Genomic DNA, 21,013 nt, shown 5'->3' with positions numbered 1-21,013 from the left:
CTATGTGATAATATAACGAAATCCAACCAAAGGTTAATTCGTCGTGGCTGAAGTTAGAGCAAGAGTTGCGCTGAATGTAGGACAGCATAGTCATATTCCTGCAGAAATTGTTTCATTTTCCGGTTTAAAAGATGGTCAAGAGCATGTTGCTTTAATATTTAATAAAGCTGACGAGTTGGAGGCAACACCACTGATTCGTATGCATTCAGAATGTCTTACTGGTGATGTTTTTCATTCTTCACGCTGCGATTGCGGTGAGCAACTGAATGAATGCATTGAAACGATGCATCAACAAGGTGGAATTCTTCTTTATTTACGTCAAGAAGGCCGTGGAATAGGTTTATACAATAAAATTGATGCTTATGTGCTCCAATCTCAAGGCATGAATACTTACGAAGCAAATAACCATTTGGGTTTTGCGGACGATCTTCGAGAATTTGGTGACGCTGTACTTATGTTACAAGCGCTCAATGTGCCAAAAGTTCGATTAATGACAAATAATCCTCGCAAAATTAAAGCGTTAAAAGACGCTGGCGTAGACGTTGATATGGTCGTTGGTACTCAAGCACATATCAAAGCGGGACACGTCGGCAATAAAGCATACCTTGAGACGAAAGTGAAACATGGCTCACATATGTTAGACATCAAAAAGGTAGCAAAACCGTAGTCTGAAATAGTATCCTTTGCTGGTATGAAGTCATCCTCGGCACTTTGGTGAGTTGAGTCAAAATAAGGAATTTAGGTGAGTTACAATGTTTTAAACGCCAGTGTGGGCGTGGCGTGGTTAAAAGAGGCTTGGTCTATTTTTAAACGTCAACCTTTTACGTTTATTATGATGCATGTGTTCATCATTGTTGTCGGCTTGCTCCCTATGCTAGCACCTGTTTTAAATATTGCCGCCTCACTGGTGGCGCCATTTCTGACCATTGGTTTTTATCAAGCTATCTTAAAGGTTCAAGCAAACAATAAAACACAACTTTCTGATATTACGGCACCTTTATTTGCAAAAGGCCAAAGGCGTGCGGTTTTTCATCTTGCGATGTGCCAAGTGGTTGTTGCATTACTGATTTCGTTGTTAGCTCAATTCCTTTTTTCTGACATGATCGAAGTGTTGGTTAATGCAGAAGAAAACATGAACGTGGGAACCCTGATTACTGACTTAATTGGCCAATTTAATCCGGTGAACTTTCTTATATTTATGGCCGTTATGATCATCAATTACGCCGCTTTTGCCTTTGCATTGCCTTTAGTTTTCTTCAAAAAAACACCGCTTGTTACTGCAATACAGCTGTCTTTGAAGGTATTTTTGGAAATATGGGGGCACTTAGTGTTTTCGGTGGTTTAGTTGCACTGTTGATGGTGATTTCGATACCATTGCAGTTGCTTCCTTTGTTAGTCATTATGCCCGTTTCTTATATTGGATTCTTTTTGGCGTTTAAATCGATTTTCAACTTTAGCGAAAATACACCAACGAAAACAGCGCAAACGGTACATACACCCGACAATGGTCGGTTTGACGCTTAATGGATGACAAAGAGCAAGCGAAGCTTCGACGCTATGCCGTCTGGCTGTTATCGCGAAGAGACTACAGTCGAACAAAGCTAGAACATAAGCTTCGTAGCAAATGTGAAGACGAACAATTTGTCCAGAGCCTAATTAGCTGGTGTGAATCACTTGGTTATGTCGATGATGACCGCTTCTGTGCTCAGTATGTGAGACGACAGATTGAAAAAGGACTGGGTAAACAAAGACTGCTGGCAGACGCTTATGGAAAAGGCATTGATAAAAAGCAGGTTGAGAAATGTTTAAATGGTCTCGAAATAGACTGGTATGAACACGCCTGCAATGCCTATAATAAGAAGTTTTTTAGCGCCTTTGATAAGAAAAATTATCAAGAAAAAGCCAAGCGACAACGCTACATGGTAGGTAGAGGCTTTGGCTTTGACGAAATAGAATATGCAATGCAAGTAGCACAGATAGGTGAATAATCACATGCAGCACATGACGACCGCCCAAATCAGGCAGAGTTTTTTAGATTTTTTCGCAAGTAATCAACATCAAGTTGTACCTTCAAGTTCACTCATCCCGGGCAATGACGCCACGTTGTTGTTTACCAATGCGGGTATGGTGCAGTTCAAAGATGTATTCTTAGGCGCCGAAAAGCGTCCATATACACGCGCGGCAAGTTCTCAGCGTTGTGTGCGTGCTGGCGGTAAGCACAATGACCTCGAAAACGTGGGTTATACAGCGCGTCACCATACATTCTTCGAAATGTTAGGAAACTTTAGTTTTGGTGATTACTTCAAACGCGATGCTATTTCACTTGCCTGGAATTTCCTTACAACGGTTCTCCAACTGCCTGCTGAAAAGCTGCTTGTAACGGTTTATCACGAAGACGATGAAGCATTCGATATTTGGAACAAAGAAATAGGTCTTCCTGCTGAAAAGATTATTCGTATCAGCACGTCAGACAACTTCTGGTCGATGGGCGACACCGGTCCATGTGGCCCATGTTCTGAAATTTTCTTTGACCATGGTGACCATATTTGGGGTGGTCCTCCGGGTTCACCAGAAGAAGATGGTGACCGTTTTATTGAAATCTGGAACTTGGTCTTCATGCAATTTAACCGTCACGCAGACGGTTCAATGGAACCTCTACCAAAACAATCAGTAGATACTGGTATGGGTCTTGAGCGTATTTCGGCAATTATGCAAGGCGTTCACTCGAATTATGAAATTGATTTGTTCCAAGGTTTAATCAATGCAACGGCAAAAGTAACAAACGCGACGGATTTAGAAGACAAATCGTTACGTGTTGTCGCTGACCACATCCGTTCATGTGCATTTTTAGTGGCTGATGGTGTTATGCCATCGAATGAAGGTCGTGGTTACGTGCTCCGTCGTATTGTCCGCCGTGCAGTTCGTCATGGTAACAAACTCGGTGCAACAGAACCGTTTTTCTATAAACTAGTTGCAGCGCTTGTCGAGCAAATGGGTGAAGCGTATCCAGAGCTCGTAAAACAACAAGCCATTATCGAAAAAGTACTACGAATTGAAGAAGAGCAATTTGGTAAAACGCTAGACCGTGGCTTAGCTATTCTAGAAGAAAACTTAAGCTCATTAGAAGGTTCGATTATCCCAGGTGAATTGGTCTTTAAACTCTATGACACTTATGGATTCCCTGCGGACTTAACGGCTGATGTTGCACGTGAACGCTTCTTATCTATTGATGAGCGTGGTTTCCACGAACATATGGAAGCGCAACGACGTAAGGCACAACAAGCCGGTAAGTTCGGAGCAGATTACAACGAATTATTAAAGTCAGACAAATCGACTGATTTTAAAGGTTATGAAGCAGAACACTTCACAGGTACTGTGGTCGAAATGTTCCACGAAGGCCAGCACGTTAATGTACTCGAAGATGGTCAAGAAGGTATTGTGGTACTAGACAGAACACCATTCTATGCGGAATCAGGTGGTCAGGTTGGTGACACGGGTGTGTTGAAAGTGTCTGGCGGCGAATTTGTTGTGGCGGATACAACTAAGTTGGGTAACGCGTTTGCTCACAAAGGTAAAGTGATTGGCCGTATTGGTGTAAACGATAAAGTTGATGCACAGATTGATGCTGAACGCCGCGATCGAGTGAAGAAAAACCACACAGCGACGCATATTCTTCATGAAGCGCTTCGTCAAGAACTTGGTGAGCATGTTGCTCAGAAAGGTTCATTAGTGATGCCTGATCGTTTACGTTTTGACTTCTCGCATTTTGAAGGTGTGACGAAAGATCAACTTCGTAAAATTGAAGATGCGGTCAATGCGGAAATCCGTCGCAATTTTGAATTGAAAACAGAATTGATGGACATCGACGACGCGAAAGCAAAAGGTGCAATGGCCTTATTCGGTGAGAAATACGATGATGAAGTTCGCGTTGTTACAATCGGCGAGTACTCAATTGAATTGTGTGGTGGTACGCACGTAACGCGTGCCGGTGATATCGGTTTATTTAAAATCGTGTCTGAAAGCGGTATTGCTGCGGGTGTGCGTCGTATTGAAGCGGTCACAGGCGCGGATGCAATCGCGTATGTAGCAGAGCAAGAAAAACAGTTATCTGAAATTGCGTCGTTGCTTAAAGGCGATATTGCTTCAGCGTTCGATAAAGTGAATGCGTTGTTTGAAAAAGCCAAAGGTTTAGAAAAGCAAGTTGCTCAATTGAACGACAAACTTGCGTCTGCTGCTGGCGCATCATTGATTGAAAGCGCGAAAGACGTTAACGGTATCAAGTTACTTGTTGCAAACGTAGCTGGCACGGAATCTAAAGCCTTACGCGGCATGGTTGACGATCTAAAATCGAAATTAGGATCAGGCGTAATTGCGCTAGGTGTTGCTGATGGCGAGAAAGTCAGTTTGATCGCTGGCGTGACGAAAGACCTTACTGGTAAAGTTAAAGCGGGTGATCTAGTTAATCACATGGCTTCGTTTGTTGGCGGTAAAGGCGGTGGTCGCCCTGATATGGCACAAGCTGGTGGTACTCAACCTGAGCATCTTGATGCTGCACTTTCTTCTGTCGAAGCTTGGTTTCAAGAGCAAACAAAGTAAGCGATGATGGATGACAAAAAAGCGCCTTATGGCGCTTTTTTGTTTTTCGTCGCAAACTTGTCTACGAAATAGGTTTAGTGTGTCATGTTGGGGCTGATTCTAAGGAAAAGGGCGTTTTGCTGTAATTTTTGCGTAAAACCGAAGATTTTTTTCTGGAAAGTATTTAGTTGTTGAGTTTTACTTACTTTTATAAGAACTTTTCTTTAAAATGTAATTGCAGCGGAATCTTTTGAATTAATCGGAATAACAGGAGCAAGAGAATGCTAATACTTACTCGTCGAGTTGGTGAAACCCTCATGATCGGAGATGAGGTAACTGTGACTGTGCTAGGTGTGAAAGGAAACCAAGTACGTATTGGCGTAAATGCGCCTAAAGATGTGTCAGTGCATCGTGAAGAAATCTACATGCGAATCCAAGCGGAGAAGACGGGTCCTTCTTCAGATAGCATGTAATTATGCGTTATCGCGTAAAACCATATTAAAAAAAGTAGCCATTGGCTACTTTTTTACTTTCTGGAGGATTTGTTCTAATAAACCGTCCGGCATGTGAGCATCGCTCAGATAATGGTTCCCTTTGTTGCTTACTAACACGATGCCTTTGTCGGTTCGATGTACCTGCAAAAATTCATCCCATGTCCAACTCATCGTGTTTCCACGGTTTTTCGTTTCAATGCCCTTGTTGGTGACATTAACCTCTACTTTTGAACCACCGGCTCGTGACCATAACTGTCGTTGTACCCACCAAGCTTCTTTGAAGTAATAAGCTATGCATTCAAGCACTGCGAGTAAAATCATAAAGTTACCCAAGTAATGATTGTTTAGTCCGTAAATGGAAAACAAGCCCAGAGCGACTAAGCTAATCAATAGTAAATACTTGGGTTTGTTTGCCGCACTGTAGGGTGCGCATTGTTGAAAACACTCGCGATAAAACGTTTTATCCAAAGTGTATTGATAAGAAAACTGCATGTGAAACTCACTCTTTGATAGCAGAATTGATTATACCGCAATCGAAAGACAATGGCTTTTCGTCGTGGCGTTTTTCCTAAATTGATATTATGAGTGAAGCAGGATGTAGTTATTTGGTAATACCAATTTCTGTTTCTTTAGTTGCAGAAAACAAAGTTAAAGAGAACGGTTATTAACGAAAGGTATTTTGAATATTTTTCATGTAAATGGTCTTTTTTCGTTAATTTACCGTTATCTTTATGAAATCAATATGAATTGCATTTGGTAATACCAATTTACAATAAAGTGGACAGCTGTTGCTAATTTGATATTATCTAAGAATAATTATTCAAAAAAACAGCGTAAATATTATTTAAGGGGAGAGGGATGGACGTCACATCGACGCTTATTACAGCAGCAAATATCATGTTAACTGGCATGGTTGGTGTATTTGTTTTTCTGGTCTTACTCATTTTTATCGTCAAATTGGTCGCTAAGTTAGTTGGCGAAGAAGCACCAATTGAAACGAAGAATGTTAAGAAAACCTCTTTACCAAAAGTAGCAGAGGGGGTATCCCCAGCTCACGTTGCAGCAATTAGCGCAGCAGTCGCGCAATATAAAAAACAACATCAACAGGGGTAAATCATGGCGCAGCTTAAACTTACAGAACTCGTTCTACGCGATGCTCACCAATCTCTCCTCGCAACTCGTATGCGATTGGAAGACATGCTTCCTATTGCAGAGAAGATTGACAACATTGGTTATTGGTCAGTTGAATCTTGGGGAGGTGCGACGTTTGATGCTTGCATCCGCTATCTCGGCGAAGACCCTTGGTATCGTATTCGCGCACTGAAAGAGGCAATGCCAAAAACAAAACAACAAATGTTATTACGTGGACAGAACTTGTTGGGTTACCGCCATTATGCTGATGATGTTGTTGAAAAGTTCGTTGAAAGGGCTCATCACAGCGGTGTAGATGTATTCCGTATTTTTGATGCAATGAACGACGTGCGCAATTTAGAGACCGCTATTCGTGCGGCGGTGAATGTTGGCGCGCATGCACAAGGAACGATTTCCTATACAGTGAGTCCTGTTCACACACTTGATATGTGGTTAGAACAGGCAAAAAAATTAGAGGAAATGGGCTGTCATTCTATTTGTATCAAAGACATGGCGGGTCTGTTGAAGCCGTATGATGCTGATGCGTTGATTTCAGGGTTGAAAAGCACGGTTTCTATTCCAATCGCGATGCAATGTCACGCAACAACAGGCTTGAGTACAGCCACGTATCAAAAAGCGATTGATGCTGGCATCGACATGTTGGATACCGCAATCTCGTCGATGAGTATGACATACGGGCACAGCGCGACGGAAACGCTAGTGGCAATCACTGAAGGAACTGAACGAGATACTGGGCTGGACCTGAATGCGTTAGAAGAAATTGCCGCATATTTCAGAGATGTTCGTAAAAAGTACGCTGCATTTGAAGGTAGTCTTAAAGGGGTCGATGGGCGTATTCTTACCGCACAAGTGCCAGGCGGTATGCTGACTAACATGGAAAACCAGCTCAAAGAGCAAGGTGCAGGAGCTCGTTTGGATGAAGTATTACTCGAAATACCAAAAGTTCGCGAAGATCTCGGTTTCATTCCACTGGTAACTCCAACGTCGCAAATTGTGGGAACTCAAGCTGTACTGAATGTGCTTACTGGTGAGCGTTATAAATCGATTACGAAAGAGACGGCGGGTGTATTAAAAGGGGAATATGGTTCTACTCCAGCCCCAGTTAATTCAGAATTACAAGCACGGGTGTTAGAAGGCAACGACGCAATAACTTGCCGTCCTGCCGACTTGTTGAAACCCGAAATAGATCAACTAGAGGCAGACTTATTAGCACAGGCGAAGCAAGAAGGTATTGAGTTAAGTGAATCCCACATTGATGATGTTCTCACTTACGCGCTCTTCCCTCAAGTCGGACTTAAGTTTCTGAAAAATAGAAATAATCCAGAGGCGTTTGAACCGGCTCCAGGTCTAATTAAACCAGCGGATGAAGCAAAAGCCCATGTAGTGACAAAACCAAGTTCAAATGCAATAGAACATTACAGCGTGAAAGTGGACGGTAAAGTCTATGACGTGGTTGTAGCACCAGGTGGAGAGCTTCAGGAAGTGAACGTTCAACATAGTGAGATAGTGCCTCAGTCTGCGTCAGTATCTCCAGGAGAGACGTTAAACGCGCCATTGACTGGTAACATCGTTAAACTCAGAGTTCGCGCAGGTGATACTGTCGAAAAAGGGGATGTTGTTGTCATTATGGAAGCAATGAAGATGGAAACGGAAATTCGCGCGACTCATTCTGGTTCAATCGCAACAATGTTGGTGTCGGAAGGTGATTCTGTCTCTGCAGGCGATCCGCTAATCGAGCTTGCCTAAGGAGACGTCATGGAAGGGTTGTTAAATTTATGGCAAGCAACGGGTCTTGCCAACTTTACTGTGTCTGCACTTATCATGATGGCAGTGGGTGGTTTGTTACTATATTTGGCAATTGCCAAAGGGTTTGAGCCGTTGTTGTTAGTACCCATTGGTTTCGGTGCCATTTTAACAAACATCCCAGTAGCAGGGCTTGCGGAGCCAGGTGGGTTACTCTACTACGTATACTACATTGGTATTGATAGTGGAGTGTTTCCTCTGCTTATTTTTATGGGAGTTGGTGCATTGACCGACTTTAGTGCACTTATCGCAAATCCGAAAATGCTCCTATTAGGCGCAGCTGCGCAGTTTGGTATCTTTGCGACCTTATTTGGCGCAATCTTACTGAATTTAGTGCCGGGATTTGAATTTACACTCAAAGACGCCTCGGCAATTGCCATAATTGGTGGTGCTGATGGCCCGACTGCGATTTTCCTTGCTTCTCGATTAGCGCCAGAGCTACTTGGTGCAATAGCGGTAGCCGCGTATTCCTACATGGCTTTGGTACCGATTATTCAACCGCCAATCATGAAAGCTTTAACTACAGAACAAGAACGTCAAATTGAAATGCCGCAGCTGCGTTACGTTTCAAAGAAAGAGAAAATCATTTTCCCTTTAGTGGTGTTGGCGATGACTGCGCTCTTTCTCCCTTCTGCGGCACCCTTAGTGGGTATGTTCTGTTTAGGTAATTTGATGCGTGAATCGGGTGTGGTAGAACGTTTGAGTAATACAGCACAAAATGAGTTGATCAATATTACCACCATCTTTTTGGGACTTGCGGTTGGTTCAAAGTTGGCGGCAGATAAGTTCCTGCAATTAGAAACTCTCGGCATATTGGCGCTTGGAGCAATTGCTTTTGCCATAGGAACAGCGTCTGGAGTTTATATGGCAAAAATGATGAATCGTTTCTCAAGCGATCCAATAAACCCCTTAATCGGCGCTGCAGGGGTCTCTGCTGTGCCGATGGCAGCGCGCGTTGTTAACAAAGTAGGTTTAGCAAGCAACCCGCACAACTTCTTACTGATGCATGCAATGGGGCCTAATGTGGCTGGTGTACTTGGCAGTGCAGTTGCGGCGGGGATTTTACTTGCCTTAGTTGGCTGATGGTTTTCCAATCGACTTGGTCAGTATATGACAGCGCAGCATAGCTGCGCTTTTTTTATCTGTCAGTGTTAATCACTTTATGGTTGATGTATCAGACTCATCAATGTGCTCAAGTTCTCTCTAAACAGCAATGTATCCAGTGGATTTCAGTCCCTTCGCGTTAATCGGTGCTGTTTAAATGGGAAGATCTCACTTTATTGGCCTCTACGGCGAGATATAATTTCGTTACATCTTTGATTTGGTTTAAAGCGTGATTTAGGTTTAGTCTAGAGGTAGGTAATAAGTTCAATGACAAAAGGAAAGCCTTATGTACGTTCTGTTAATTGCTGGAGCAATCGTAGCTGCAATGGCATCAATTATTTATTTAATTAAGAAAGCAGGCTAATTTTCGCACGATGAAAGCAATACTGATTATTGTCGCCGTTTTTGTCTTGCTGGCTTTGTTAGTCCCCTTAATTGAGAAGGCAACGGGTGGTAAACCGAGTCCTAGTTATCCGAAACTAGCAAAGTGGATCCTTCCTTTGGTCTTCTTAACACTCGTCGTAAAAATGCTTTATGTCTGGATTCATGGCTAAATAAAAAGGCGCTTGAGCGCCTTTTTATTAGTTGTTTAAAGCCAATTGAAGTGAACGATTGCGTTCTAGCATAGCTAGTCGTTCGTTTGCTAACGGTGTAAACGTCGCTAATTCAGATTTTGGTAATGACTCTGATTTAGGCAGTTTCACGGTTTTAGGATTTTTATGTTGGCCATTTACTAAAAACTCATAATGCAGATGAGCGCCTGTTACTCGGCCAGTCGCGCCAACAGTACCAATTTTTTGACCCTGTCTGACTTTGTCATTGGTCTTCACGGTACGTTTATTCAAATGAAGGTATTTCGTCACATATTGCGAACCATGTTCAATAAATACATAGTTGCCGTTTAAATTATTTCTGCCGGATTTAATGACTTTACCATCACCAGATGCAACAACAGGGGTGCCTACTGGTGCAGCATAATCAATGCCTCGATGTGCGCTTACTTTTCCTGTTACTGGGTGTAAACGACGTGGATTAAAACTAGAACTGATGTATTTAAAATTAACGGGTGCACGCAAGAAGGTTTTGCGCATGCTCCGACCTTCAGGTGTGTAGAAATTACCATCATGATGTTTTACGGCAGCAAAGCGTTCACCTTGGTTAATAAATTCAGCCGCAAGAATGTCGCCTGTACCGACAAATTCCCCATCAACATAATGCGTTTCATAGAGTAAAGAAAATTGGTCGCCTTCACGGATATCGTTTGCAAAGTCGACGTCCCACCCAAAAATGTCGGCAAAATTCATGATTTGACGTTCGCTCAGTCCGGCCGAAATACCCGCAGTCCAAAAGCTTGATTTGATTTCCCCACTCACAGATTGTGAAACCGTGTCGACTTCTTTGGTATCGACATGTGAGTGAAATTGACCAGCCGTATCTCGAGTAACAAGTAGTGTTTCGGTTTTTGAAAGCACGTACTTAAGCTGCAACAATTCACCATTATCATCTTTTGCGAAGCTTATCGTTTCACCTGGGTGAATTTTAGTCAGTTGCTCGGACGTTTTATCAAGATTGACGATGCTATGTAGGGTTTGTGCGGATAATCCCGCCTTTTTAAATAGCACAGCGAGACTATCGCCTGCTTTCACCGTGAAATCATTGAAACTTAACTCTTGAGCTGGTTCTTTTATTTGTTCTTCGTCAGATTCAAGAGTTACTTCTGTTGCGATGTTAGGCTCAGTTACGGTAATTGGGAGTTCGTAGCGTTTGCCAATTTCAAGTGCTGAAGCATCGTTGTCTTTCGACGCGGTTGCTTTTTCTGATGGGATAAGTGCAATGCCAACAATGCCAGCGAGAATACCCAAAATAAGCACTTTGTGTTTTTTAGGGAGCTTATGAACAACGTGAACCATAATGCGCCTTTTCTGCTGTCAAGAAATTTCGTATCTAATATTGCAGGATATACGTTATAAAGCACTAATACCAGTATTTTGTTGATTTAAACTCGCGCGAATATAGGCTAGAATCGGGCAAAAGCCGAATACAAACTTGGAGTGAGAGATGGTGGACTTAGAAACCGCGTTCGCAGAGATTCAACGCGGTGCGGAAGAGATCTTATTGGAAGACGAGTTAAAAGATAAATTAAAATCTGGTAAAAAACTGCGCATTAAGGCCGGTTTTGATCCAACAGCACCAGATTTGCATTTAGGTCATACTGTACTTATCAATAAAATGAAGACCTTCCAAGACTTAGGCCATGAAGTTATTTTCCTAATTGGTGATTTCACAGGAATGATTGGTGACCCGACGGGAAAAAATGTCACGCGTAAACCTCTTACCCGTGAAGATGTGTTAGCAAACGCTGAAACATATAAAGAACAGGTATTTAAAATTCTAGACCCAGCCAAGACGACCGTTGCATTCAATTCTGAATGGATGGAAAAATTAGGTGCAGCGGGCATGATCAAACTAGCGGCACGCCAAACCGTTGCGCGCATGCTTGAACGTGATGATTTTAAAAAGCGTTACACGAATGGACAATCAATTGCGATTCACGAATTCCTTTACCCACTTGTTCAAGGTTGGGACTCCGTCGCGCTTGAAGCCGATGTTGAATTAGGTGGTACTGACCAACGTTTCAACCTATTAATGGGTCGTGAACTTCAAAAAGAAGAAGGTCAAACTCCTCAAACAGTATTGATGATGCCGTTGCTTGAAGGGACTGATGGCGTACAAAAAATGTCAAAGTCACTTGGCAACTACATCGGTATTACTGACGCGCCAACAGAAATGTTTGGCAAAATCATGTCTATTTCTGATGATTTGATGTGGCGTTACTACGAGCTACTGAGTGCGTTGAGTTTAGAGCAAATTGCAGCACTGAAAGAAGAAGTGACAAACGGCAAAAACCCACGTGACATCAAAATTGATTTCGCGAAAGAAATGATTGCACGTTTCCATAGTGAAGCTGACGCGACAGCGGCTCACGAGGACTTCATTCAACGCTTCTCTAAAAATGCATTACCAGATGACATTCCGGATGTAACAGTAACGAGCGAAGAGCCTGAAATGGTAATTTCTGTTCTGCTAAAAGAAGCTGGGCTTGTAGGCAGCACATCAGAAGCGATGCGTATGATTAAACAAGGCGCAGTGAAGCTAAATGGCGAAGATAAAATCACTGATGCTAAGATGATGGTCGCAAAAGGCACAACGGCAATTTACCAAGTCGGTAAACGAAAGTTTGCAAACGTGACCGTGGCTTAATTGCCCGGATGATACAAGAAAGCCAGCATTCGCTGGCTTTTTTATTTTGCGTACAGCCGATTAAGGATGATCATTGAGGTTCAAACCGAATAATCAATGATTCGAGCTCATACAAAAAAACGACTTATTTAAATTTGAAACTGAGCGCAAATGTGAACAACACCCAAATTAGGGCGATGAACAGTACGCCAAACCATTGAAGTTGCCGAATAAGCGCGGTCGCGACTTTTAGGTCGTCAGGTACGGGAGGACGCTCTAGCCCGATGCGCGTTTTTTGTAGCTTCTCACCAAGGTAATGTGCAGGGCCGCCAATTTGAATATTCAAACTTGCGGCAAAGAGTGACAGTATCCAGCCACTATTAGACTGATAAGCGTGCCTTCCATAATGATGTATGTAGTGCCAGGTTTTTTTGTAATTCTGGAAAATAGACAACAGCGCGATTAAACCCCGAATTAAAGGATATTCTAAAATAAAAAGCGTTTTATTTAGCGGTTTTAGGAAATAGCTGTTTGGTAATATGAAAGTGCGCCAAGCATGGTTAATCAGCAGTAGAAGTTTATATATCACCATAAGCCAAGGCCCTGCAATAACGTAAAACAAAATGACCAGCCAAAATTGGCGAATGTGATTTAGGCTAATCGATTCCACGCACGCTTTGACAATCCCCATTTCAGACAGGGAAGCGGTATCTCGGGCGACAAGTTGAGACGTCATTTGTTTCGCTGTTGCCTTCTGGTTGAGTTCCAAAAAACGAGCGATTTTGTCGACTTTTCTGAGCCCAGTACTTGTTTCCAAGCACAAATACAGTAACAAACCATCTATCCAATTTGGGAATAGTGCGAATGCTTTAATACCAAATATCAACGCCAAAATGACCGCTACAGGTAACACAAAAGCGAGAGTACCTGAAATCATCAATTGATGACCAGGATGTGATTTTTTATAAACGCGTTTGGCAATGGTTTTAAATAGATGGCTTAAAAATGAATTAGGGTGATACCAACTGTTAAGAGGAAGGAGTTGGGAAAGCGCAACTGCACCGAGGAAAACAAGCAAGCCCTCATGGGCTTGCAGTACAGAGAGTATCACTTATAGCGTTACCGAGGTTAATTTCTCAAGTAGTGCAACCACCATTTTAGAAGAATTCTTAGACGCAACTTCTAAATATTCTTCAAATGACTGAGGTGATTCTTTGCCAGCTATATCAGAAAGTGAACGGATCACAACGAAAGGGGTTTGTAATGAGTGACAAACTTGCGCAATAGCTGCTCCTTCCATTTCAACGGCCAGCATTGATGGGAAATCTTGACGTGCTTTGTCTATTTTCACTGGGTCACACATAAAAGTGTCACCTGTACAAATCAAACCAACCATTGTTTGAACGTTCTCAACTTCAGCGACACTGATTTTTGCTGCATTAATTAGCTCAGGGTGCGCTTTAAAGCCGGCGGGCATCTGTGGAACTTGACCAATTTCATAGCCAAAAGCAGTTACGTCTACGTCGTGATGGCGGACCTCGTCAGATATAACGACATCACCTACATTCAACGATGGCTCAAAACCGCCGGCAGAACCCGTGTTAATTACGCAATCAGGCGTAAAGTTATCAATTAACAAAGCCGTCGCAAGTGCTGAGGCTACTTTACCAATACCAGATTGAACTAAAGTAACTTGTTGACCTGCAAGGTCGCCAGAGTAAAACGTAAAGCCGCCTTTAGTTAAGGTTTTTACGTTTTGCATCGTATCACGCAATATTGCAACTTCCGGCTCCATTGCGCCGATAATGCCTACTTTCATGTCTTATATCCTATTTCAATAATGTCGAATATTATACGTGACCAAAATGAAAATGCGAGTTTAGCCTTTGACCAAACTCGCATCACGCTTACAAGTTGAAAACCGTTCTTTCTTTAAATTTCAGCAAGCTGAGTGGACATTGCCTTAACTTGCGAACTGGATAATACAGCTGGTTTATAGGTGCGATTACGCATTTCACGAGGTTCCGGACGCTCGTTTTTACCTAGTTTGAACAGAATAGCAGCGCGTACTTCCGCTGGTTTGTAGCCAGCGCGCACTTTCATACGAATATGAGGTATGCCAGCGGCTTCTAATGCGCCAGTGACAAACCAATCTTTTTGTGCCTTGTGGCCAGATTTATTGGAATTGTTGACTAAGTCAACCGCAGCCACGATGTTTAACGAATCTTTGTCCACGAGGACAAAATCCAGTTGTTTGTTTTTAGCTTTGGTAATTGCAGCGCGGCGGGCTTTTGGCGAAAGACCCGGTTTACACTCAATAAGGTCAACCAGCTTCACACGGCTCACAACCTTATAACGGTCACCGATCGCCCGCTCAATTAAATGCAGAAAAGAAGACTCAACCGCAGTAAATACACTTTCTTTACGACTAAATGGATATGGATTACCTGTATTGTCGTTATATTTAGCAGCAACAACTGAGGCAATGATAACTAAAGCAAGGATAGCTAATAAAGCAAGTTCCATAAGACACTCCACTTTCAACATTTTGACAACTGATTTTATTAAGCAAAACCTGTGCCGAAGTGGAGTGTTTCATTTGAAGATTATGGTTTAAAGCCGTTCGAGATACCTTTTACTGCGATGGCGACGGCATCATGTGCATGTAGTGATTCAAAATGATCTACGCGAATATAGAAATCTTGAAATGTCTTCGCATCAAGGAGAACCTTCAATTTTCTTGCCGAATCTTCACAAAACATCAGGTTTTGGCCATTTAAACGAGCAAACTCTTGTTCATCTTCACGTTTCACCGCTGCTTGGACTGGTGTTTTTAGGGTTGATTCAATTGAATCGATGAGATCAACGATGTCAAATTCTTGACTGGTATTGTCTAAAACCACTTTGACCGTTGCTACTGAGCGTTGAGAATGTGGTGTCGCCACAATGCCTTCAGTGGTTCCTAACCAGCGGCGAACTTCTTCTCGGTCAATGCTGGTATCTGAGAATCGAGCATCGAATGCGTGTTGGATAAGTTGACGCGCAAGCGCGGCTGAACATGGGCAGGTCGATGAGTAGGTCACACCTACACTTAATTCAATCTTGGTAACGCCTTGAGCGAGCGAGGCGTTTACTTCTACGGGGTAACCTTTCCAACCTTGTTTACCACTTAAAAGTGACTTCCGACGCAATAACAACTCGAATCGGAAACTCACTTTTGCACTTTGGCTTAAGCCTTCGTGAGTTGTGATAAAGCGATCAAGCAGCGTCTTTATTGATAGAGGAGATAGCGTTGATTCGTTAGAGAGTTCATCCAAGGCTAAAAAAAGGCGAGACATGTGAATGCCTTTAGCTTGTTCATCATCTAAACTCACAAAAGCATCGGCTTTCGCAGACACCGAGCAAGGTGCAAGCCCTTTGGTCTCCAACAGAATAGGTAACTCAATATTGCTCATACCAACCCAATCGAGACGGCCGGTTTCTAACGCTTCAGCACTGTGTGCAATGTCTGGCATGCTAGCGGGCATAGTTTCCTCTATTCGTAGAACTTTAAAAAACGCGCATACTACATGAAATTTGAGCGAAAGTGGAAAATAATCGAGATGGCGTGAGAGAGATTAACTCACGTTTTGTGCATTTTCAGATACATTTCTCGCCTCTTTGGGCTGCATGAGTATAATAGAAGAAACCGGAGTGGTAAGACGTAATTATGATAGATTCCTCAATGGATCCTTGGACGCGATTAGTATCCAATCTTCTTGAAAAACATGGTGATTTAAAAGCTGGACTGGCGTGCTACGCAATAGTGCTGCTTGTTGCGTTAGTTACGGGTTGTATGTTTCTCTACGTGGCGCTTGGCGAGATCAATCTTCTCGATGTGTTATCTGTTGTGTTCTTTGCAGCAATTGCATCTCCCATGTTGATTATGATGACTATTCAAGCGCTGAAAGGATTACACTCTTCGCGTGCCTACATTGAGTCAGCTACACAACAAGAAAAACTCTTAAACCAGACACTTAAAGATAACATCAATCGCTTGAACAGCGAGATTGATGAAAGAAAAATAGCCCTTCACGCAAAGCACCGTGCAATCGATGAATTACGAAAAGAAATCACTGAACGTAAAAAAGCACAGTTAGCGTTAGAAACGGCATATAAAGACAAAGGGAAATTTATTGCCACCCTGAGCCACGAATTACGCACGCCACTCAATGGGATTGTCGGTCTAACACGCATGTTGCTCGATACTGAATTAAATAAACAACAAAAAAGTTGGTGTAACACGGTCTTTTCGAGCGCAGAAACGCTTGGCAATATTTTTAACGACATAATCGATTTAGACAAAATAGACCGTGAACAATTGGATATTGCTGCTGATAGCATAAACGTTTCTGACTTTATTAATGACGTGGTCAACTTCGCGGGACTTATTGCCGATCAAAAAGGCCTTGAGTTTAATATTCAGCGCCAAGGTATTTTGGATGTCTATGCACTACTTGACCCAACTCGTTTGCGCCAAGTGTTGTGGAATTTAATTAACAACGCCGTGAAGTTCACTCATCGAGGTGGAGTTTCATTATTGTGTCACCGCGAAAATTTAGAAGAAGGTCCTTGGTTATACATTAGTGTAATCGACACTGGTGTTGGTATTCCAGAAGACCAACTCGAGAAAATTTTTGATATGTATTACAAAGCGCCAGATTCCACGGGCGCGAATGCCATCGGTTCGGGCATTGGACTCGCCGTGACTAAAGCGTTAGTGGAGGCAATGCACGGTACTATCTCGGTTTCTAGCGTGCAAGGCGAAGGAAGTCGTTTTGACGTTAAATTGCCGCTTAAGCTGACCACTGCACCTAAAGCTCAGAGTTATGCTGGCAGAAGTTTAAATATCCTATTGGTTGAAGACGTTCCTCTCAATGCAGAAATTGCGACAAATCTGCTCGAGCAACGAGGCCATGAGGTCATTTGGGCGGAAACAGGTGAAGACGCGCTTTGCTTGGTGGAAACCGAAGATGATTTAGATCTTATTTTGTTAGATATGCAGCTTCCGGATATTAATGGAGATGAAGTTGCTCGACATATTCGCGAAGACAGTCGTTTTGATGATTTACCTATTGTTGCGCTTACCGCGAACGTTCGCAGTGCAGAGCAAGAGCTGGAAGGTATAAGTATTCAAGGTGCGTTGGCTAAACCAATAAACACGACGCGTCTAGACCGTATGCTTGGCGAATTATTTGGACTCAACGCGCAAAAGAGTGCAAATCCTGATGAACTGCATGTATATGAGCTAGTTGATGAAGCACAGGCCAGCCACTTAGATCTTGAAACGATTAGTGATTTTGTTGCGTCAATGGGCGTAACTGCTTTCCAACGCAGTACAGAACTGTTCGGCCGTCTGAATCCGAAATATTGCGAGGAGCTGCGTGACGCACTTGTAAACGGTGATATTGAGGAATATGGCTCGGTAGCACACAAAATGAAAGGCGCTGCGGGTTCTGTAGGATTATTACAAGTTCAATTACATGCAAAAACGATGGAATTGGATTCGCCGAATGAGTCAGCTGAAGTATTGTCAGCGTGGGTAGATGAGTTGACCGCAAAAATAAATGAAGGGCAGTTAGCCCTTCATTCATTAATTGCAAAGCTGGCTGAAACCGAATAATACTTAGTTATCGATTTTCCCAATGAAGCGATAGCCTTCACCGTGGATAGTGCTAATAAGCTCTGGTGTATTCGCATCGCTTTCAAAGTGTTTACGGATACGACGAATTGTTACGTCAACCGTACGGTCGTTTGCACGTAGCTCACGGCCCGTCATATGCTTGATAAGCTGTTCACGGCTGAAAATACGGCCTGGTGAGTCGAGCATCAAGCGTAGCGCGCGGTATTCACCTTTTGGTAGACGCTTAGCAACGCCTGCAGGTGAAGTTAGGCAACGGCTATTCTCATCAAGCTCCCAACCATTAAACGTTAATACGCCGTTGGTTTCTAGCTTTGATTCTTCTGCAGTTGAACCTGTACGCGAGATCAAGTTGCGAGCTCTGATAGTAAGCTCACGCGGGTTGAATGGTTTAGTGATGTAATCATCAGCACCGATCTCAAGACCCAAGATACGATCGACATCGTTGTCACGTCCGGTCAAGAAGATTAATCCGATGTTTCTCTTCTGGCGAAGTTCACGAGCTAGGATCAGACCGTTTTTACCTGGAAGATTGATATCCATAATTACGAGGCTTACGTCATCATTTGACGTCAGCTTGTCGTGCATGTCATCACCATCAATGGCTTCAAGAACTTTGTAACCTTCAGCTTCGAATAAACTAACGAGGTTCAGCCGAGTTACGTCTTCATCCTCTACGATCAGAATGACTGGCGTTTGCATTATATATTAACCTTTTGGGAATATTTTATTTACATTAAATTCGGTACAGTATAATAAAAACCGAATATTGATGATTATAGGAGCATATTCAAATGTTAACAAGAAAAATCAGTCCGGATGAAATTTTGCTACTGCAAGCAAACGAGATAACACTTTAAAATTGTGTCTATTCATAACTTGCTTATTGATATACAAACGAATTTTGCTCCCTTCTTGGACTAGCGCTGCAACACCACCGTGTTCTAAAAACGCAAGGCTCTCACCCACAGTTACGGTATTTAATGCCATTGGCTCAGTCCAAGCATTCAGTATATCATTTTCATGACTTTCATCAACGTAAGTAATATCACAACGATCTGATAAATCAACTAATGATAATGCACTATTTATTTCTTTAACCTGAATGGGTCTATCATTAATACTAAGTCCAGTGTTTGATGATAATACCGAGCCAGGACCTTCTTTTAATGTATAAAAACAAAATCTTAGACTATTTTCAGTTTGAGATTTTGGAAACTCGATAAATTTAGCCATTTGGAATAAAAACGCGGAACGTACCTGCTCTGGTGATTTTGCAGCAGCTTGGCCACATATTATCAAAAATAGCAGAATTCCCAGCCGTTTCATCACAACACCTCTTTCAAGGGTAAAGTGATTACAAATCGACTACCTTTCTCAGTATGCTCATCTAAATAAATAGAACCATTAAGCGCTTGTGTAACTAAATTGTAGACCAAGTGCATGCCCAGACCGCTGCCACCCTCGCCACGACGCGTCGTAACGAATGGATCGAAGATACGCTTGCGGATACTGTTTGGTACACCAGAACCATTGTCCGCATAAATGAACTGTACTTCGTGTTCAGAAGGCTCTATTTGGATGCTAATGTGGTGGTCATGGCTCTCTGAATCGCCAAACGCGTGGATTAGAGAATTAGAGATCAATTGTTCGAATATCTGATGCAACGGTCCAGATTTACTATTGAAAACATATTTATCTGGGCAATCGATGCTGACATCGGCACGTTTAAGCGTGAGCTCCGCGCGCATAGAGGTGACAACATCCCGCAATAGATTCTCAACTTGAATGTTCGTACTCAGTTCTAAATCTTGACTTACTGCGACTTTCTTGAAGGCGGAGATAAGCTCAGCAGCACGGTTAAGGTTTCGATAAATAAGATCTAAATTCTCAATACCATCGTTGATGAATCGTTCGAGCTGTTTTGACGTAAGCGCTTTGTTTTCGAACGCCATTTTGATATCGGAAAGTTTATCTCTCAACAAGGTAGAGCCCGTTACACCAAGACCGATAGGGGTGTTAACTTCATGCGCAACCCCTGCGACCATTTGACCAAGAGACGCCATTTTTTCGTTTTCAACGATTTGGTTTTGGTATTGATGCATACGCTCCAGCGTATTTAAGAGTTCTTGGTTTGCTTCACGAAGAGCGATGGTGCGCTGGTTTACCTTTTCTTCAAGACTTTGGTTTAATTGCTTAATCTCCAATTTATCGGCTTTATGGCGTTCTATTTGGTTTTGCGTGCGAGCAAGCATTAAATTCAAGTTATTCGCGAGGATATTAATTTCTTCAATGTTATTTTTATCTGCACGAGCACTGTAATTGTGATTTTTGGATACGTCTTGAAGTAATAAACTTAATGCTTCAATTGGTGTCGCTATTCGTTTTTGTATCCCTCTCGCCACAAAGAGAACCAGTACTAAGACGAATATCGTTAAACAAATATCAACTAATATTTTACGTTTTATATATCTGTTTAATCGCTCTAATCCTCCCCTTATATATACATAACCTTCCGTTTTTCCTTCATAAACGACAGGTTTTATCAGTTCAATATAGTCACCGCTGATTTTTGGCGTTAACAACTCATCTATATTATTCACCTTTAGAGGAACGGGAGGGGTTTTGCTCGCATTATAACTAGTAAAGAAAACCGGCTTATTGGTGATGTCATCAATCGCATAAATGTGAATGTTTTTAACTAATTCAATATTGCTAAACGATTGAAGGCGCTTATCTTCCGTTTTTCGGTCATCAAAGATAAGCGTGATTTGCGCGTTAAAAGCGACAATTTCGGCAAGAATGCCTAGCTTTTCAATAAGAAGTTGTTTTTGTTCTTTTACGTCTAGGTAGGTGGAAATAGAAATGGACAGGGATAAGCATAATGCAGTAACGAGCATAACCGCGCTTATCAGGGCTTTTCTGATACTTGTTTTAGATCCTGGCTTTGGCATTGTTTGTAATA

21 protein-coding genes are annotated in these 21,013 nt (G+C 42.4%); 12 read left to right on the top strand and 9 right to left on the bottom strand.

The window, feature by feature from the left end:
- Positions 1–43 precede the first annotated feature (43 nt).
- The 6 genes from NI389_RS05945 (at position 44) to csrA (ending at position 5,048) form a co-directional block, all read left to right on the top strand.
- A complete protein-coding gene (locus NI389_RS05945; protein ID WP_308362002.1) occupies positions 44–667 on the top strand; it encodes a GTP cyclohydrolase II in 624 nt (207 codons plus the stop codon).
- Between the two features lie 75 nt (positions 668–742).
- Positions 743–1,345 carry a DUF2189 domain-containing protein gene (locus NI389_RS05940; RefSeq protein WP_308362001.1) on the top strand — a complete coding sequence of 201 codons (603 nt, stop codon included), beginning with the start codon at positions 743–745 and terminating at the stop codon, positions 1,343–1,345.
- The gene (locus tag NI389_RS05935) at positions 1,315–1,524 is read left to right on the top strand and encodes a hypothetical protein (protein ID WP_308362000.1); all 210 of its coding nucleotides are present in this window, start codon (positions 1,315–1,317) and stop codon (positions 1,522–1,524) included. Before NI389_RS05940 ends, NI389_RS05935 begins: the two co-directional genes overlap by 31 nt.
- Entirely contained in the window at positions 1,524–1,988 is a 465-nt protein-coding gene (locus NI389_RS05930) for a regulatory protein RecX (protein ID WP_308361999.1), read from the top strand. Before NI389_RS05935 ends, NI389_RS05930 begins: the two co-directional genes overlap by 1 nt.
- A 4-nt stretch (positions 1,989–1,992) precedes the next feature.
- The gene (alaS, locus tag NI389_RS05925) at positions 1,993–4,596 is read left to right on the top strand and encodes an alanine--tRNA ligase (RefSeq protein ID WP_308361998.1); all 2,604 of its coding nucleotides are present in this window, start codon (positions 1,993–1,995) and stop codon (positions 4,594–4,596) included.
- A gap of 260 nt (positions 4,597–4,856) precedes the next feature.
- Positions 4,857–5,048, top strand: coding sequence for a carbon storage regulator CsrA (csrA, locus tag NI389_RS05920; RefSeq protein ID WP_208843961.1), 192 nt, complete (start codon positions 4,857–4,859; stop codon positions 5,046–5,048).
- Between the two features lie 45 nt (positions 5,049–5,093).
- Here the strand turns inward: csrA and NI389_RS05915 are convergent, their stop codons facing one another.
- Entirely contained in the window at positions 5,094–5,561 is a 468-nt protein-coding gene (locus NI389_RS05915; RefSeq protein ID WP_308361997.1) for a YcxB family protein, read from the bottom strand.
- A 366-nt stretch (positions 5,562–5,927) separates the two neighbouring features.
- Here NI389_RS05915 and NI389_RS05910 point away from each other — a divergent pair, with 366 nt between their 5' ends.
- The 4 genes from NI389_RS05910 to NI389_RS05895 all read left to right on the top strand — a co-directional run bounded on the left by NI389_RS05910 (position 5,928) and on the right by NI389_RS05895 (position 9,682).
- The gene (locus NI389_RS05910) at positions 5,928–6,182 is read left to right on the top strand and encodes an OadG family protein (protein WP_308361996.1); all 255 of its coding nucleotides are present in this window, start codon (positions 5,928–5,930) and stop codon (positions 6,180–6,182) included.
- A 3-nt stretch (positions 6,183–6,185) separates the two neighbouring features.
- A complete protein-coding gene (gene oadA, locus NI389_RS05905) occupies positions 6,186–7,967 on the top strand; it encodes a sodium-extruding oxaloacetate decarboxylase subunit alpha (protein ID WP_308361995.1) in 1,782 nt (593 codons plus the stop codon).
- A gap of 9 nt (positions 7,968–7,976) precedes the next feature.
- A complete protein-coding gene (locus tag NI389_RS05900) occupies positions 7,977–9,107 on the top strand; it encodes a sodium ion-translocating decarboxylase subunit beta (RefSeq protein WP_308361994.1) in 1,131 nt (376 codons plus the stop codon).
- Between the two features lie 395 nt (positions 9,108–9,502).
- A complete protein-coding gene (locus NI389_RS05895) occupies positions 9,503–9,682 on the top strand; it encodes a hypothetical protein (protein WP_308361993.1) in 180 nt (59 codons plus the stop codon).
- Between the two features lie 27 nt (positions 9,683–9,709).
- On the opposite strand, the gene NI389_RS05890 is transcribed toward NI389_RS05895, so the two are convergent.
- Positions 9,710–11,038, bottom strand: coding sequence for a peptidoglycan DD-metalloendopeptidase family protein (locus tag NI389_RS05890; RefSeq protein ID WP_308361992.1), 1,329 nt, complete (start codon positions 11,036–11,038; stop codon positions 9,710–9,712).
- Between the two features lie 151 nt (positions 11,039–11,189).
- Here NI389_RS05890 and tyrS point away from each other — a divergent pair, with 151 nt between their 5' ends.
- The gene (gene tyrS / locus NI389_RS05885; RefSeq protein ID WP_308362507.1) at positions 11,190–12,389 is read left to right on the top strand and encodes a tyrosine--tRNA ligase; all 1,200 of its coding nucleotides are present in this window, start codon (positions 11,190–11,192) and stop codon (positions 12,387–12,389) included.
- Between the two features lie 124 nt (positions 12,390–12,513).
- On the opposite strand, the gene NI389_RS05880 is transcribed toward tyrS, so the two are convergent.
- The 4 genes from NI389_RS05880 to folE2 form a co-directional block, all read right to left on the bottom strand.
- Complete coding sequence (locus NI389_RS05880; protein ID WP_308361991.1) at positions 12,514–13,479, bottom strand: cobalamin biosynthesis protein CobD/CbiB; 966 nt, start codon at positions 13,477–13,479, stop codon at positions 12,514–12,516.
- On the bottom strand, positions 13,480–14,187 hold the full coding sequence (mtnN, locus tag NI389_RS05875; protein WP_308361990.1) for a 5'-methylthioadenosine/S-adenosylhomocysteine nucleosidase: 708 nt from the start codon (positions 14,185–14,187) through the stop codon (positions 13,480–13,482).
- A 113-nt stretch (positions 14,188–14,300) separates the two neighbouring features.
- The gene (locus tag NI389_RS05870) at positions 14,301–14,894 is read right to left on the bottom strand and encodes a DUF2726 domain-containing protein (RefSeq protein WP_308361989.1); all 594 of its coding nucleotides are present in this window, start codon (positions 14,892–14,894) and stop codon (positions 14,301–14,303) included.
- Positions 14,895–14,974: 80 nt separating this feature from the next.
- Positions 14,975–15,895: a GTP cyclohydrolase FolE2 gene (gene folE2, locus NI389_RS05865; protein ID WP_308361988.1), complete on the bottom strand. Its 921-nt coding sequence runs from the start codon at positions 15,893–15,895 to the stop codon at positions 14,975–14,977.
- A gap of 182 nt (positions 15,896–16,077) precedes the next feature.
- On the opposite strand from folE2, the gene NI389_RS05860 reads away from it, so the two are divergent.
- The gene (locus NI389_RS05860; protein WP_308361987.1) at positions 16,078–18,030 is read left to right on the top strand and encodes an ATP-binding protein; all 1,953 of its coding nucleotides are present in this window, start codon (positions 16,078–16,080) and stop codon (positions 18,028–18,030) included.
- A gap of 3 nt (positions 18,031–18,033) precedes the next feature.
- On the opposite strand, the gene arcA is transcribed toward NI389_RS05860, so the two are convergent.
- The 3 genes from arcA to NI389_RS05845 form a co-directional block, all read right to left on the bottom strand.
- Positions 18,034–18,750, bottom strand: coding sequence for a two-component system response regulator ArcA (gene arcA / locus NI389_RS05855; RefSeq protein ID WP_208843949.1), 717 nt, complete (start codon positions 18,748–18,750; stop codon positions 18,034–18,036).
- Positions 18,751–18,858: 108 nt separating this feature from the next.
- The gene (locus tag NI389_RS05850; protein ID WP_308362506.1) at positions 18,859–19,377 is read right to left on the bottom strand and encodes a YfiR family protein; all 519 of its coding nucleotides are present in this window, start codon (positions 19,375–19,377) and stop codon (positions 18,859–18,861) included.
- On the bottom strand, positions 19,377–21,002 hold the full coding sequence (locus NI389_RS05845) for an ATP-binding protein (RefSeq protein ID WP_308361986.1): 1,626 nt from the start codon (positions 21,000–21,002) through the stop codon (positions 19,377–19,379). Before NI389_RS05845 ends, NI389_RS05850 begins: the two co-directional genes overlap by 1 nt.
- Positions 21,003–21,013: the final 11 nt, after the last annotated feature.

Source organism: Pseudoalteromonas xiamenensis (genome assembly GCF_030994125.1).
Classification (GTDB): Bacteria; Pseudomonadota; Gammaproteobacteria; order Enterobacterales; family Alteromonadaceae; genus Pseudoalteromonas; species Pseudoalteromonas xiamenensis_B.
The sequence above is the reverse complement of the archived record's forward strand: the minus strand, read 5'-3'. Positions and strand labels throughout refer to the sequence as shown.